General features: G+C 71.8%; 16 protein-coding genes and 1 riboswitch. Of the genes, 8 read left to right on the forward strand and 8 right to left on the reverse strand.

The features are described from left to right. Positions 1-84: 84 nt before the first annotated feature. Both VGD70_RS35935 and VGD70_RS35940 read left to right on the forward strand, forming a co-directional pair. A complete protein-coding gene (locus VGD70_RS35935; protein WP_331089466.1) occupies positions 85-249 on the forward strand; it encodes a hypothetical protein in 165 nt (54 codons plus the stop codon). A 42-nt stretch (positions 250-291) separates the two neighbouring features. Continuing rightward, positions 292-1,038 (forward strand): pyrimidine reductase family protein, encoded by a 747-nt coding sequence (locus VGD70_RS35940; protein WP_331089467.1) that lies wholly within the window; start codon positions 292-294, stop codon positions 1,036-1,038. On the opposite strand, the gene VGD70_RS35945 is transcribed toward VGD70_RS35940, so the two are convergent. Continuing rightward, positions 1,019-2,092, reverse strand: a complete 1,074-nt coding sequence (locus VGD70_RS35945; protein WP_331089469.1) for an ATP-dependent DNA ligase — start codon at positions 2,090-2,092, stop codon at positions 1,019-1,021. The two genes, VGD70_RS35940 and VGD70_RS35945, sit on opposite strands and share 20 nt — an antisense overlap. A gap of 475 nt (positions 2,093-2,567) precedes the next feature. Here VGD70_RS35945 and VGD70_RS35950 point away from each other — a divergent pair, with 475 nt between their 5' ends. From VGD70_RS35950 to VGD70_RS35960, 3 genes are read left to right on the forward strand one after another with little or no spacing between them, the layout of a single operon-like run. Continuing rightward, complete coding sequence (locus VGD70_RS35950) at positions 2,568-3,635, forward strand: outer membrane lipoprotein carrier protein LolA (RefSeq protein WP_331089470.1); 1,068 nt, start codon at positions 2,568-2,570, stop codon at positions 3,633-3,635. Between the two features lie 14 nt (positions 3,636-3,649). Next, on the forward strand, positions 3,650-4,675 hold the full coding sequence (locus VGD70_RS35955; RefSeq protein ID WP_331089472.1) for an ABC transporter ATP-binding protein: 1,026 nt from the start codon (positions 3,650-3,652) through the stop codon (positions 4,673-4,675). Further along, on the forward strand, positions 4,672-5,544 hold the full coding sequence (locus tag VGD70_RS35960) for an ABC transporter permease (RefSeq protein WP_331089474.1): 873 nt from the start codon (positions 4,672-4,674) through the stop codon (positions 5,542-5,544). The genes VGD70_RS35955 and VGD70_RS35960 overlap by 4 nt, the downstream gene beginning before the upstream one ends. On the opposite strand, the gene VGD70_RS35965 is transcribed toward VGD70_RS35960, so the two are convergent. The 3 genes from VGD70_RS35965 to VGD70_RS35975 form a co-directional block, all read right to left on the reverse strand. After that, a complete protein-coding gene (locus tag VGD70_RS35965) occupies positions 5,528-6,532 on the reverse strand; it encodes an ABC transporter ATP-binding protein (protein ID WP_331089476.1) in 1,005 nt (334 codons plus the stop codon). The genes VGD70_RS35960 and VGD70_RS35965 overlap by 17 nt on opposite strands. Next, on the reverse strand, positions 6,532-8,139 hold the full coding sequence (locus VGD70_RS35970) for an iron ABC transporter permease (protein ID WP_331089477.1): 1,608 nt from the start codon (positions 8,137-8,139) through the stop codon (positions 6,532-6,534). The genes VGD70_RS35965 and VGD70_RS35970 overlap by 1 nt, the downstream gene beginning before the upstream one ends. Then, complete coding sequence (locus VGD70_RS35975) at positions 8,115-9,158, reverse strand: thiamine ABC transporter substrate-binding protein (RefSeq protein WP_331089479.1); 1,044 nt, start codon at positions 9,156-9,158, stop codon at positions 8,115-8,117. The genes VGD70_RS35970 and VGD70_RS35975 overlap by 25 nt, the downstream gene beginning before the upstream one ends. Next, positions 9,152-9,263, reverse strand: a riboswitch (TPP riboswitch). It overlaps the preceding gene by 7 nt. Before the next feature lie 44 nt (positions 9,264-9,307). On the opposite strand from VGD70_RS35975, the gene VGD70_RS35980 reads away from it, so the two are divergent. Continuing rightward, positions 9,308-9,613 carry a 4a-hydroxytetrahydrobiopterin dehydratase gene (locus tag VGD70_RS35980; RefSeq protein WP_331089481.1) on the forward strand — a complete coding sequence of 102 codons (306 nt, stop codon included), beginning with the start codon at positions 9,308-9,310 and terminating at the stop codon, positions 9,611-9,613. Positions 9,614-9,620: 7 nt separating this feature from the next. Here VGD70_RS35980 and VGD70_RS35985 read toward each other — a convergent pair whose 3' ends face one another. Both VGD70_RS35985 and VGD70_RS35990 read right to left on the reverse strand, forming a co-directional pair. Then, positions 9,621-10,022 carry a hypothetical protein gene (locus VGD70_RS35985; protein WP_331089483.1) on the reverse strand — a complete coding sequence of 134 codons (402 nt, stop codon included), beginning with the start codon at positions 10,020-10,022 and terminating at the stop codon, positions 9,621-9,623. A 43-nt stretch (positions 10,023-10,065) separates the two neighbouring features. Beyond that, a complete protein-coding gene (locus VGD70_RS35990) occupies positions 10,066-11,682 on the reverse strand; it encodes an alkaline phosphatase D family protein (protein WP_331089485.1) in 1,617 nt (538 codons plus the stop codon). A 157-nt stretch (positions 11,683-11,839) separates the two neighbouring features. On the opposite strand from VGD70_RS35990, the gene VGD70_RS35995 reads away from it, so the two are divergent. After that, positions 11,840-12,547 (forward strand): NIPSNAP family protein, encoded by a 708-nt coding sequence (locus tag VGD70_RS35995; RefSeq protein WP_331089487.1) that lies wholly within the window; start codon positions 11,840-11,842, stop codon positions 12,545-12,547. Between the two features lie 111 nt (positions 12,548-12,658). Next, the gene (locus VGD70_RS36000; protein ID WP_331089489.1) at positions 12,659-12,877 is read left to right on the forward strand and encodes a hypothetical protein; all 219 of its coding nucleotides are present in this window, start codon (positions 12,659-12,661) and stop codon (positions 12,875-12,877) included. Between the two features lie 10 nt (positions 12,878-12,887). Here the strand turns inward: VGD70_RS36000 and VGD70_RS36005 are convergent, their stop codons facing one another. Next, positions 12,888-13,535 (reverse strand): hypothetical protein, encoded by a 648-nt coding sequence (locus VGD70_RS36005; protein WP_331089491.1) that lies wholly within the window; start codon positions 13,533-13,535, stop codon positions 12,888-12,890. Between the two features lie 260 nt (positions 13,536-13,795). Next, on the reverse strand, positions 13,796-14,671 hold an 876-nt coding region (locus VGD70_RS36010), incomplete at its 5' end, for a Fic family protein (protein WP_331089492.1).

The following is a 14,671-nucleotide window of genomic DNA, read 5'->3' on the forward strand; positions in this document are numbered from 1 at the left end:
TAAGGGGGAGGCCTTGCCGCGCTGCGGAGGCGAGGAGGTACGCTCCGTAGCCTGCGAGGGCTGCTGCGACGGGAAGGGATTGGGTTGACCGACACTCCGATCTACGACCAGATCCGCCAGGAGCTCGAGGCCGGCGCCGGCCGAGCCGAGCCGTTCACCGCACGACGATCACGGTCCGCCGACGAGTCCAGCGAGTCGGTTTCGGTGTGGTCGCTGGTGAACCAGCACCGCGCGGGCAAACGCCGCTGAGCCGACCGCGCGTGCGCCCGGCCCGCGTGCTGGGATGATCCAATGCACCTGCTGCCGCTGGCCGCGCCTGCCGCCGACCTGAGCGACCGCGAGCTCGAGGACCTCTACGCCTACCCGGCCGACCTCGACCGGCCATGGGTGCAGGTCAACTTCGTCAGCAGCGCCGACGGGGCGGCCACCGCGGGCGGGCGGTCGCACGGCCTGTCGAGCCCAGCCGACAAGAAGATCTTCGCGCTGGGGCGCGACCTCGCCGACGTCGTGCTGGTGGGCGCCGGGACGGCCGTCGTCGAGGGCTACCGCGGGGTCAAGCGCACCGAGCTGCGGGCCGAGCGCCGCCACCGGCTCGGGCTGTCCGACGTCCCGCCGATCGCCGTCGTCACCCGGCGCTGCTCGGTCGGGCCCGAGTCGCCGCTCGTCACCGACACGCACGTGCCGCCGATCATCCTCACCTGCGCGAGCGCGCCGAGGGACCGGCGCGACGCGCTGAAGGCCGCGGGCGTCGACGTCGTCCTCGCGGGCGAGGACACCGTCGACCCGCGCAGGGCGCTCGACGCGCTCGCCGAGCGCGGGCTCCGGCGGGTCTGCTGCGAGGGCGGCCCGCACCTGTTCGCCGAGCTCATCGCACTCGACCTGGTCGACCAGCTCTGCCTCACGGTGTCCCCGCTGCTCACCGGCGCGGGCGCGCCCCGGATCGCCGAGGGCGTCCCGTCCCCCGAGCCACGCGAGCTGCGGCTCGCCTCGGTGCTCACCGAGGACGGGTTCCTGATGCTCAGGTACCGGAAGGCTTGAGGATGTCCGCGATGTCGAACCGCACCGGCTGCTCGAGCTGCTCGTAGGTGCACGACGTCGGCTCCCGGTCCGGCCGCCAGCGCACGAACTGCGTCGTGTGCCGGAACCGCGGGCCCTCCATGTGGTCGTAACGCACCTCGAGCACCCGCTCCGGCCGCAGCGGGATGAACGACAGGTCCTTGCCCGCGTTCCACCGGCTGACCTCGTTCTTGCGTGGCGTCCGCTCACCCGCCTCGTGCGCCGCCCACGCCCACGGGTGGTCGTCGAAGGAGGTGACCAGCGGTTGCAGCTCCTCCATCAGCTCCTTGCGCCGCGCCATCGGGAACGCGCCCACCACCCCGACCGACGCCAGCTTGCCCGCGTCGTCGTAGAGACCCAGCAGCAGCGAGCCGATCGCGTCCGGCCCGGACTTGTGCACCCGGTAGCCGGCCAGCACGCAGTCCGCGGTCCGCTCGTGCTTGATCTTCTTCATGATCCGCTTGTCCGGCTGGTAGGGCTCGTCCAGCTGCTTCGCGATCAGCCCGTCCAGCCCGGCGCCCTCGAACAGCTCGAACCACTCGGCGGCGACCTTCTGGTCGGTGGTGCCGAGCGTCAGGTGCACCGGCGCCTTCGCCGAGGCCAGGGCCTTCTCCAAGGCGGCCCGGCGCTCGCCGAACGGCCGCTCCATCAGCGACTCGTCCCCGAGCGCGAGCAGGTCGAACGCGATGAAGCTCGCCGGCGTCTGCTCGCTGAGCAGCTTCACCCGGCTGGCGGCGGGGTGGATCCGCTGCTGGAGCGCGTCGAAGTCCAGCCCCTGCTTCTCGGTGCTCGCGACGACGATCTCGCCGTCGACGACGCACCGCTGCGGCAGGTTGGCCTTGACGGCCTCGACGACCTCGGGGAAGTACCGGGTCATCGGCCGCTCGTTGCGGCTGCCGATCTCGACCTCGTCACCGTCCCGGAAGATGATCGACCGGAACCCGTCCCACTTGGGCTCGTAGAACTGGTCGGCGGGAATGGCGGGCACGGCCTTGGCCAGCATCGGCGGCACGGGCGGCATCACAGGCAACTGCACGGCGCCCATTGTTGCTCACTGTGTCATGGTTCGCTCCTGTGTTGGATGGTTCGCTTCGCTCCTCCGCTACTCGCCGTCTTCCTCCGTGCGATGCTCGGCGCTGACGCGCCTGCGCTTCTCCTACGTCCAGACGGCGAACGCTCCGGCGCTCTCGCTCACGGTGCTGAATGGTTCGCTCCGCTCCTGCGCTACTCGCCGTCTTCCTCCGTGCGATGCTCGGCGCTGGCGCGCCTGCGCTTCTCCTACGTCCAGACTGCGAACGCTCCGGCGCTCCCGCTCACGCGTCCAGACGGCGAACGCTCCGGCGCTCCCGCTCACGGGTCCAGACGGCGAATGCTCCGGCGCGCTTGCTCGCGGGCGTCCCGGTTCTCAGCGGACTCTCAGGGTGCGGCACTCACTCTCAGCGTCATCTCAGTCGCGGTACGGCAATGTCACTGTCACGGGAACGTCATGGAGCTGACAAAAGGGGTGCGTGATGAATTCCAAGAAGACCGCGCTGTCGTTCGCGGCGGTGGGTACCGCTGCGGGTGTCGCCGGCCTGGTGCTGCTGGCGTCGCCGGCCGGGGCGGGGGAGGCGCCGCCCGCGCTGCCGTCGATCAGTGCGGACGCGCTGGTCGAGTCGGTGCTCACCACCAAGGTGCCGGCGCTGGGTGGCTCGGTCGAGCTGCAGAACAACCTCGGCCTTCCGGTCCCCGGTCTGCCGTCGGCCATGGGTGGCGGCGACAGCATCCGGGTCTACACCGACGGCCAGGGGCGCGGCCGGATCTCCGTGCCGAGCCGCGGCAGCGAGACCACCGTCGTCGACGACGGGTCGACCGTCTGGGTGTGGGACTCGCAGAACAAGACCGTCCAGAAGATGCCGCACGGCGCGGACAACGCGAAGAACATCCCCCTCGAGGGCAAGTTCGCCGACCCGGCCACCGCCGCGCGTGACCTCGTCAACGCCATGCGGGCCGAGAGCACGGTCGACGTCGACGGCACCGCGCGGGTCGCCGGCCGGCCGGTCTACCAGCTCGTGCTCGCGCCGAAGCCCTCCGAGCGCACGCTGCTGCGCGAGATCCGGGTGTCGGTCGACTCCGCGACGCGGGTGCCGCTGCAGCTGGAGGTGCTGGCCAACGGCCAGTCCGACCCAGCGCTCAAGATCGGCTTCACCGAGTTCAAGGACGGCCCGCAGGACGCGAACCTGTTCCGGTTCACCCCGCCGGCCGGCGCGAAGGTGACCCAGCGCGACGCGAAGACCGAGCTCAAGGGCCAGTCGCCGGACCAGCTGTTCTCCCAGCTGGACCTCAAGACCTCCGGCTCCGGCTGGGACACCGTGCTCACCGGCAAGCTGCCCAGCGGCGCGCTGAGCACGCCGTCCGACGGCAACGCCAACGCCGACCCGCTGGCGCTGCTCAGCAGGTTCGGCAAGCAGGTGCACGGCAGCTTCGGCACCGGCTGGGTCATCAGCGCCAAGGTCGGCACCGCGCTGATCACCGAGGACGGCCGGGTCGCGATCGGCGCCGTGCCGCAGCAGGTGCTCACCGAGGCACTCGGTAAGTGACTAGCGTGACCGGCATGGTTATCGGACAGGAGGAGGCCCCCGCGGCAGCGACCGCGGGGGCACCCGCCCGTCTGGCCGCCCGGACCCGCAACCTGCGCAAGGTCTACGGCCGGACGGTCGCGGTCGACCGCGTGGACCTCGATGTCCCGGTCGGATCGGTGCTGGGCATGCTCGGGCCCAACGGGTCCGGCAAGACCACCACCATCCGCATGCTGCTCGGCCTGGTCACGCCCACCGCGGGGTCGGTCGAGCTGCTCGGCCACCAGCTGCCGGCGGGCCTCGGCTACGCGCTGCCCGAGGTGGGCGCGCTCGTCGAGAGCCCCGGCTTCCACCCGTTCCTCTCCGGCCGCGAGAACCTCCTGCGCTGCGCGGCCGCCGAGCCGCACCTGGCCACGCCGGACATCCCGCGCGCGGTCGCCGACGCGCTCGAGCGGGTCGGGCTCGCCGCCGCGGCCGGCCGGCGCTACCGCGGCTACTCCCTCGGCATGAAGCAGCGCCTGGGCCTGGCCGCCGCGCTGCTGCTGCCCCGCAAGCTCGTGGTCCTCGACGAGCCCACCAACGGGCTCGACCCCGCCGGCACCCGCGAGGTCCGCGCGGTCATCGCCGACCTGCACGCTGCCGGCACCACGGTGCTGGTCTCCTCACACCTGCTCGCCGAGGTCGAGGCCACCTGCACCCACGTCGCCGTGCTCCACCAGGGATCCGTGGTGGCGCAGGGCGAGCTCGCCGACCTGCTCGACGCGGGCAACTCCGGCCTGCTGGTGTCCACCCCGGACGTCACGGTCGCGGTCAACGCGTTGCGGGACAACCGGGTGCCCGCCCGGGTCACCCCGGACGGCGTGCACGTCGACCTCACCGCCACCACGGCCCCCGAGGTCGTCGCCACGCTGGTGCGGGCCGACGTGGCCGTGCACGAGGTGCGCCGGCAGCGCACCGGCCTGGAGGAGCTGTTCGCCAGGCTCACCGAGGCCGAGTCCACCGAAGCCCGGCTGTCCGATGTGGACACCCGGGAGCTGCTCGACGAGGAGGTGCCGCGGTGACCGCGCTCGCCGTGCCCGCCACCCGGGCCGCCACCAGGACGAAGGCGCCGATCGTCCGGCTGTTGCGCGCCGAGCTGCGGTTCATGCTCCGCCGGCCGCGGACGATGATCGCGCTGGGGCTGGTGGCCCTGGTGCCGGTGGTCGCCGGGATCGGCATCTCGGTGGCGTCCACCTCCGACATCGGCGGCCCCAACCAGCAGGCGTTCCAGGGCATCGCGGCCATCGTCGCGGACAACGGGCTCATCCTGCCGGTGTTCGTGATGCTGCTGTCGATGGCCATGCTGCTGCCGATGCTCGGCTCGATGTGGTCGGCCGACACGATCGCCGGCGAGGCGGCCACGGGCGGGTTGCGCAACCTGCTGCTGGCCCCGGTCGGCCGGGCCCGGCTGCTCGCGGTCAAGGCGTTCGGCGTCGCGGCGCTGTGCCTGCTGGCGGCCGCGCTGATGGCCGTGGTCGGGATCATCGCGGGGATGACGATCCTCGGCGGCGACACCATGCTCACGATGTCCGGCTCGTCGCTGCCGTTCGGCCAGTCGCTGGGCCGGATCGCGCTGCTGACGGTGCTCGTCACCATCCAGATGTGGGGTGTCGCCGCGGTCGCGCTCGCCATCTCGACCTGCACCGACCATCCGCTCGTGGTGCTGGCCACCACGCTCGGCGGCATCATCGTGTTCACCGTGCTGGGCGCGATCTCCTCGCTCGACTGGCTGCACCCCGCGCTCATCACCAACGGCTGGGAGTCGCTCGCCGACGTGGCCCGCGACCCGATGCCCACCGACGCGCTCACCCAGGGCGTGCTGCGCGCGGCCTGCTACATCGTGATCGGCTACTCGCTCGCCCTGGCCCGGATGGTCACCCGGGACGGCTGATCAGCGCGATCCCGTCCTGGTCGAGCGCGAGGGTGAGCTCGTCGTCCGGGCTGTCGAGCACGCCGGCCACGGCGTCCACCACCAGCCCGCTCGCCAGCCGCACCTGCAGGCGGACGTGGTCGCGGCGGTGGACGCGCTGGATCACCTTGCCCTCGATGCCCTCCGCGGCCGGGCGCAGCGCGGTGGGGCGCAGGCCCAGCCGGGCCGCGCCGTCCGGCGCCCAGGGCAGCTCGACCTCGCCCAGCTCGCAGCTGGCGTGTCCGTTGTGGACGGTCGCGGGGATGATGAGCCCGCAGCCCAGGAACCGGGCGGTCTCGTCGTCGACGGGCTCGCGCCAGACCTCGGTGGGCGGGCCGACCTGGTGGATGCGGCCGGCCCGCATCACAGCCACCCGGTCGGCGAGGGTGAACGCCTCGTCGTGGTCGTGGGTCACCACCAGCGCCGTGCTGCCGGCCAGGCGCAGCACCCGCGCCAGGTCCATGGCCAGCTGCTCGCGCAGCACGCGGTCCAGCGCCGACAGGGGCTCGTCCAGCAACAACAGGCGGGGCCGGGGCGCCAGGGCCCGCGCGAGGGCGACGCGCTGCTGCTCGCCGCCGGAGAGCTCGGTGACCTTGCGGTGCTCGTAGCCCGTCAGGCCGACCAGCTCCAGCAGCTCGGCCACGCGCTCCGGCGAGCGGCCGAGGTGGCGCATCCGCAGCCCGAACGCCACGTTCCCGGCGACGTCGCGGTGCGGGAACAGCTGCCCGTCCTGGAACACGAGGCCGAACTCGCGCCTGTGCACCGGCACCCCGGCGAGGTCGGCGCCGTCCCAGCACACCCGCCCGGCCGCCGGCTCGAGCCCGGCGACGGCGCGCAGCAGCGTGGACTTCCCGCAGCCGGACGGTCCCAGCAGGGCCAGGACCTCGCCGTCCGCGACCGTGAGGTCCACATCGGACACCGCGGCGAGGTCGCCGTACCGGACGGTGAGGTCGTGCACCGAGAGCGCCATCAGAACTCCCCGACCGCCGCGCGGCCGGGCACGCGCACCGACTCCACCAGCGCCACCGCGGCCACGGTCACCAGGATCAGCAGCGTGCACGCCGCGTAGGCCAGCTGGTTGTTCAGCTCACCCGGCCGCGACAGCAGCCGCGCGATCGCCACCGGCAGCGTCGCGGTGTCCGGGCGGGCGAGGAAGCTCGTCGCGCCGAACTCGCCCAGCGCCACCACGTAGCCGAACGCGAACGCGGTGAGCAGCGACCGGCCGGCCAGCGGCACGTCCACCTCGCGCCACACCCGCCACGGCGACGCGCCCAGCGAGGCCGCCGCCTGGCGCAGCCGCACGTCGATCGAGCGCAGGACCGGCAGCAGCATCCGGATCACCAGCGGCGTCACCACCAGCGCCTGCGCGAGCGGCACCAGCACCGCCGACGTCCGCAGGTCGCCCGGCAGCAGGTCCAGCGTCACCAGGTAGCCGAAGCCCACGGTCACCGCGGACACGCCCAGCGGCAGCATCAGCGCGGTGTCCATCGCCTCCACGAGCCCGCGCCGGACCCGGCTGCGCGACAACGACACCAGCACCACGCTCGCCAGCGTCCCGAGCGTCACCGCCAGCACCGTCGCGTCCGTCGCCGCGCGCACCGAGTTCAGCGCCGCCTCGACCCCGGACACCTGCAGCGAGCCCGCGTACCCGGTGCCGGCCAGCGCCCGGTAGCCCGCGAGCCCGCCGTCGAGCGACCGGGCGACCAGCACCACCACCGGCACCAGCAGCGCGGCCACGACCGCCACCGCCAGCCCGACGACCGTCCACTCCAGACCGCCGCTGGGCCGGCGGGCCACCGACGCGTGACCCCGCAGCCGCAGCGCGGTCTCGCGCCGGCGCCGGGCCAGCGCGCCGACCGACAGCGCCGCCAGCACCGCGACGAGCTGCAGCAGCGACAGCGCGGCCGCCCCGGAGAGGTCCAGCAGCTCGACCGTCCGCAGGTAGATCTCCGTCTCCAGGGTCCGCAACCGCGCGCCGCCGAGGATCAGCACCACGCCGAAACTGGTGGCGCAGAAGAGGAACACGACCGCCGCGGCCGAGCCGATCGCCGGCGCCAGCGCGGGCAGCGTCACCGACGTGAACGCCCGCAGCGGTGCCGCGCCGAGCGACCGCGCGGCGTCGGCGGCCCGCCGGTCGAGGTGCGCCCACAGCCCGGCGACCGTGCGGGCCACGACCGCGACGTTGAAGAAGGCGTTGGCCAGCACGATCGCGAGCACCCCGCCGTCGGGCAGCAGCGTGCGGAACGCGAGCCCGACCACCACCGTCGGCAGCACGAACGGCACCAGGATCACCACCCGCACGAAACCCAGGCCGCGCAACGACGTCCGCGCGAGCAGGTAGGCCACCGGCAGCCCGGCGACGAGCGCCAGCGCGGTCGACGCGGCCGCCTGCCCGACCGTGAACGCCACCAGCTGCCACGTGTCCGCCCGGGCCAGCACGGACAGCACGCCGCCCTCGGCGAGGCCGAGCCGCAGGATCGCGAGCACCGGCCACACGAAGAAGACCGCGAGGAACCCCAGCGGGACCAGCGCGATCAGCAGCAGCCCAGGCGCTAGCCCTGAACGAGCGCGCGCCACTCGTCGATCCACCGCTCCCGGTTCTTGGCCACCTCGGCCGGCGGCAGCGAGCCCGCCTCGGCCGGCAGCGGCGCCGCCCGCTGCCAGGTCTCGGGCAGCGCGACGCCCTCCCGCGCCGGGTAGACGTACATCTGGTCGGGCACCTCGGCCTGGAACTTCGCCGACAGCAGGAAGTCCAGCACCTTCTTCGCGTCGTCGGGGTGCGCGGCGCCGGTCAGCACGCCGGCGTACTCGACCTGGCGGAAGCAGGTGTCGAGCATCGCCTTGGTGCGGGGCTTGCCGTCGTCGCCGATCTCGGCGGAGGGGGAGGAGGCGTAGGACACGACGATCGGCCGCGGGCCCTTGCCGGAGGAGCCGGAGAACGCCTGGGTGTAGGCCTCCTCCCAGCCGCTGACCACCTGCATCCCGTTGCCCTTCAGCGCCATCCAGTATTCGCGCCAGCCGTCGCCGAGCGCGGCGATCGTGCCGAGCAGGAAGGCCAGGCCGGGCGAGGACGTGGCCGGGTTCTCGACCACCAGCAGGTCCCGGTAGGCCTGCTTGGTGAGGTCGGCGTAGGTCGTGGGCTCCGGCACGCCCTTCGCGGCGAGCGCGGCCGGGTCGATGTTGACGCACACGTCGCCGACGTCGACCGCGGTGAGCCGGCCCGTGTCGTCGATGGCGTAGCGCTGCGGGCCCTTGGCCGCCTCGGGGCCGCGGTACGCGGCGAACACGTTCTCGTTCAGCGCCCGGGAGGCGAACGTCGTGTCGACCCCGTAGGCGAGGTCGCCGACCGGGTTGCCCTTGGTGAGCAACAGCTGGTTGGTCAGCGCGCCGGCGTCGCCGAGCTTGCGGACGTCGATCGTGATGCCGGTGCGGCGCTTGAAGTCGTCGAGAAGCTCCTTACGGGCGGCGAAGGAGTCGTGGGTGACGAGCACCACCCGCTTGTCATTGGCCCCGCCGCCCCCGCCGTTGCTCAGCGAGCACCCGGTGAGCGACGCGGCCACCGCGGCCGTGAGCAGCACGCTGGCGAGCTTGCGCATGTCGAGCCTCCTCCCTGCGCCGGCATGACCCGGATCAGGTTCGACGGTCGAGGGCTGCGCGCCCTCCTCTCAGCCCGGCGGCACCGGACTCCCGTGAGAACGCAGAGCCTACCGGTGCGGCGCGGGCGGGCAGGGGCCACCATGGGGGTATGCCCGAACTGCTCAGTGACGAAGACAAGGGAAAGGCGCTCGGCCGCCTCACCGACTGGCGGCTGGACGAGGGTGCGTTCGTGCGCACGGTCGAGCTGGCGAGCTTCCCGCAGGCCATCCAGGTGGTGAACCGGGTGGCGGAGATCGCCGAGAGCGAGAACCACCACCCGGACATCGACATCCGGTGGCGGACGCTGACCTTCCGCTGCTCGACCCACTCCGAGGGCGGCATCACCGCCGCCGACGTCACGCTGGCCGAGGAGATCGACGCCGCCGTCGACGCGATCGCCGCCGGGCCGGAGTGACCGCCGGTCAGGCCAGGACCAGGGTCACGACCACGAGGGTGAGCACGAACGCGAGCACGGAGAGGATCACCACGGCACCCAGGCCGCGGGTCTTCTGGGGGGTGAAGCCGATCGAGCCGCCCATCCCCACCGTCGCCGGCGCTCGGTAGTACACGACCACCTGCTGGCCCGGGTACACCGCGACCGGCTGCTCGGCCGGGCCGAACTCGCCGAGGTACCGCGTGCTGACCCGCACGTGGTAGTTGCCCGCCGGCAGGTCGACCGGCCACTGGCCCCATTTCGCGCGGATCGGCTGGCCGTTGATCTCGATCTTCGGTCCGGTGAGGGCCAGCACGAACGAGCCGGCCCCGTAGGAGCTGTCCACCACGAGCCGGCCCGCAGGTGCCGGGTAGCCGTACGGCTGAGTCATGTGAGCATTCTGGCCCGGGGCCGGCGGGAGGGCAGCCCGGGGCTCAGCGGGCCAGCGGCACCGTCGCCAGCGGGACCAGGCGCGGGCCGGGCTCTGCTCGCTCCACCACCATCTCCGCCTTGCGGCCGTCGGTCCGCAGCGTCGCGACCGCGTTGCCGAAGTACGGGCCGGACACCTTGCGCCACTCCACCGGCAGCGGCTCGATCCGCGGCGAGCGGAACATCAGCAGGCGCAGCACCGCCGCGAGCGGGCGCCACCAGGCCATCACGAACAGCGGGCGCATCGCCTGCTCGACCTTGTTGTGCACCGGCGAGCAGGTCAGCTGGAACACCGCCGCGTTGACCGGCTCCGGGAACGACGCCCGCGCGGCGTACACGTGGTGCACGTCCCCGGACAGCACGCACACCGTCGCCGCGTCGCTCTTGGCGATGCGCAGGATCAGCCGGCTGAGCCGGTCGTAGGACGCGCGGAACGACGGCCAGTGCTCGAGGTCGCCGGCCTGGCGCAGCTTCTCCGCGAGCCGGCCGCGCCACCCCGGCCGCCGGCACGCGACCTCGTTCATCGACTGGAGGTGGTTGATCGCGTGCGGCATCAGCCACGGCAGCGACGAGCCGATCAGCAGGTGGTCGTAGTCGCCGTCGGCGTGCTGCTCGATCCACTCGAACTCGCCGTCGCCGAGCATGGACCGGGCGCCGCCGGAGAGGATGCGGCCGGACCGGGTGTCGATCACCAGCAGCCGCACGTTGCCGAAGTCGCGCCGGTAGCTCCACCGGGTTCCCTTGCGCCCGTTGACCTCCTGCGCCGCCCGGTCGGCGAAGTCGCGCAGCAGGCCGGCCGCGTCGCCGTCGCGTCCCGTCGCGAGCACCTTGTCGTAGATCTCGTCCGCGGCGAGGTCGGCCGGGGCGAGGTTGCCGATGTGCTGGTAGATCCAGTACGTGGCCAGGGCGCCGCGCTCGCGCTCGGGCCACCAGCTCGTCGCCGAGATCGCGTCGCGCCAGTCCTGCGAGGTGTTCCAGTCGTCCCGGACGTCGTGGTCGTCGAAGATCATCGACGTCGGCACGGTCGACATCAGCCAGCGGACCAGCGGCGTGGACCAGGACTCGTGGTAGAGCCGGGTGTACTCCTCGAAGTTCGCGACCTCCGCGCCCGGCGGCTCGTCGAGGCTGCGCCGCTCGGCGATCCACTCGCGGGTCGCCTTGCTGAGCTCGTCGGCGTAGATCTGGTCGCCGAGCAGCATCAGCGAGTCCGGCCAGTCCCGCTCGTCCTGGTCGTGCATGCGCACGGCGTACGCGGCGAGGGCGTCGGTGCCCATCGCCTTCCGCTCCCCGGGGTCGTCGGTGTCCGGCATCCGGCACGAGCCGAACACCATGCGGAACGCGGGGTCGCCGCCGTCGGGGAACGTGCGGATCCGGCTCGGCGGGTACTCGCCGCCGGGCGGCGGCCACACCGTGTCACCGTCCAGGTGAACCTCGTACGGGGTACTCGTGGCCGGCTCGAGCCCGGTGATCACGACCAGCGCGTAGTGGTGGCCGGCGACGGTGAACGTGTGCGCGGCGGTACCCGCGACCTCGACCGCGCACGGCGCGTCCGTCTCCACCCACACCGTCGCCGACGTGGTGTCGACGTGTCTCAGTAAGGGGCCGAGCAGCAGTCCGGGCACCCGGTCATCCAAACACCCGGGCGCCACCGGCACAGCACGGCGATTCGTCCGGCGCACCCGGTTGCTCCGTTCGGCCCTCCGCGCGCGTTGTTGTCGGTGTCCCCCAATAGGGTGTCGCTCACCCGAGTTCTCCCATCGCAGAAGGAGCGGCGCCGCGATGACCGAGGTTCTCGAGCTCCGGCAGTACACCCTGCATCCGGGCCGGCGAGACACGCTGATCGACCTCTTCGACCGCGAGCTCGTCGAGCCGCAGGAGGCCGTGGGCATGCGGGTGTACGGGCAGTTCCGGGACCTCGACGACGACGACCGCTTCGTGTGGTTGCGCGGGTTCCCCGACCTGGCCAGCCGGGCCGGCGCGCTCGGCGCGTTCTACGGCGGGCCGGTGTGGCAGGCACACCGCGACGCGGCCAATGCCACGATGATCGACTCGGCCGACGTCCTGCTGCTGCGCCCGGCCACCCCGGAGTCCGGCTTCGACGTCCCGGCCGAGCGCCGGACGCAGGACGCGACCTCGCTCGTCACCGTGACGCTCTACCACCTGCCGCCGCGGGCGGGCGACGAGTTCGCCGACCTCTTCCTCGGCGAGGTGGCGCCGCTGCTCGCCGAGACCGGCGCCCCGCCGCTCGCGTGCCTGCGCACCGACCCGGCGGAGAACAACTTCCCCGCGCTGCCGATCCGGGCGGGCGAGAACGTGTTCGCCTGGGTCGCCGCGTTCGCCGACCAGGACGCGCACCTCGAGCACGTCCGGGGGCTCGGCCGGTCGACCCGGTGGACCCACGACCTGCTGCCGCTGGTCACCAAGCACCTCGCGCGGCCGCCCGAGCAGCTCCACCTGACACCCACCGCGCGCTCCCTCCTGCGCTGAGTGGCGGGTCGACGCAGCGTGACGCTCGACGGCGACCCGTAACACCGACCGCCCTCCCGGCGACCCTCCGAACGTCACAGCGCAATTCGGAGGTGGCCAATGGAGCCGCAGATGATCTGGGATGTTCCCGTGGTCGATGGCCTGGACCGGCAGCGGAGTCTGGTGGTCACCGTCTCCGAAGGACGTGTCGCCGTTCTCCCGCCCCCCGGCGAGGGCTTCTACCTGCCACCGCAGTCGATCTGGCAGCTGCACGAGGCGATCCGGGCCGCGGCCCTCGTCGCCGCCGGCATGGCCCCGACCCCGACGGAGCCGGTCCGCGCCGTCCGCTGAGGAACAAGGGCTAGCCGCGCCCGAGGGCGGCCGCGACGGCGACCGCCGCGTCGACGTACTCGTCCGGCCGGCTGAACTCCGGCCAGCGGGGGCGGACGAGGAACAGCACCTGGTCGACGACGTCCAGCGACTCCGTGTCCGGTGGCACCGCGGCCAGCCGCTCGAGGACCCCGTCGGGTATCGGCTCACGCAGGGGCGAGCCGCGGCGGATCCGGCGCAGCTGTCCGCGGCTGAGCCGGAGCTCCGGCACGGGCTCGGGCAGGCGCACGAGGTGGCCGGTGTTGCGCGTGGTCGCGCCCTCCGTGTTGGCCTCGAGGAAGCAGGTCACGCCCACCTCGAAGCCGTCCCGGCGCCCGACGGCGAGCACCGAGCCGTAGAACCACGACGTGGTGGGCAGCTCCCAGCCGTCCTCGAGCAGGGCGTCGGGATCGGTCTCGCAGCGGCCGTCGTTGCGGTGCGCCCACTCGGCGAGCGTCACGGCCGCCACCTGGACCCGGTCGGTGTCGCGCCGCTCGTCGACCCGCGCCGAGCCGGCGACCAGCAGGCCCACCACCCCACCGACGACCGTGGCCAGCACGACGATCGGGAACGGAAGCCCCAGCACCGACGTGACGACCGCGGGCACCACCGCGGACAGGAACGACACCAGGCTCGTCACGCCACCTCCCGGGCGAGGTCTAGACGTTGAAGCGGAACGAATCATCAAGTCGCGCCCACCTGCGGGGTCCACGGCCGCGCACAGTCTGACCTGTGCGCTGAACTGTGCGAACGACCCTCGTCGCTTGTCGTCATTCTGCGTCGCCGGTGGGTGTGCTGACGAACGACTGAGGTGCTCTGCGGGGCCTGCGTAGAAAGCGCGCCCGGACCACGGAATACAACTCGAAGGGCCGCTGAATCGCCCGGTTTGGTTACCGCACCTCATAGTCCGGTCTGTTCTCCTACAAGGACTTTATACACTGCCGGTGCGAAGAAGCGCCTCGACCCACCGGCACTGCTGTCCTCGAGATACTCAAGTATTCCAAGCTGTACTAACTGATTAACTAGTCCGTTAGCTCGACCATACGATACGGCCAGGTCGCGCTCGACTTGCCGAACAGTGAAAGAAACATTTGCCACCGCAAAATCAACGAGCGCGTGAGCAGTGTCGGCCCTGAGTGTGGATTCGCGCACGGTATCTTTCATGGATGACTGGACATTTACCAGCGCGATCATACGATCATGGGTTGTCTGAGCCGACGCTTCCAGGCCTTTCGCGAAGAAGCGAACGTATGAGTCCCAATCACCGCTCGTGCTAACCGAAAGAAGTCGGTCGTAGTAGTCACTTCGCCGCGATTCAAACCAAGGTGAAACCGTCAAGGTTGGCTCCAGGAGCACTCCTTGCTGTTGAAGGTTCACGACAATCAAGAGGCGACCAATTCGACCATTTCCGTCGTTGAACGGATGAAGAGTTTCGAATTGATAGTGTGCGAGTGCGGCAGCTACTACCGGGTCGATCTCTCGGTTGGCCCCCTTGCGACTCATCCAGTCGAGGAGGTCCTGGAGGTTGGCGCGAAGATCGGCGCCTGGTGGCGGAGGGACAAAGCGCGCCGAGTGAATAGGAAGGTCGCGTGGACTGGCGCCCTCTCTTTGTCCCACGACAACCACATGGTCTCGAACGGTGCCGGAAGACGAGTTCTCGCTTCGCGTTCCGCGAACTAGGACGGCTTGCAGTTCGCTCAGCATGCTGACGGTCAGCGGGCGTCCTTCTTCAACCGACCGAAATGCGCTGTCGGCCATCGTTACATAGTTCAGAAT

It is taken from the genome of Actinophytocola sp. (genome assembly GCF_036402745.1).
GTDB lineage: Bacteria > Actinomycetota > Actinomycetes > Mycobacteriales > Pseudonocardiaceae > Actinophytocola.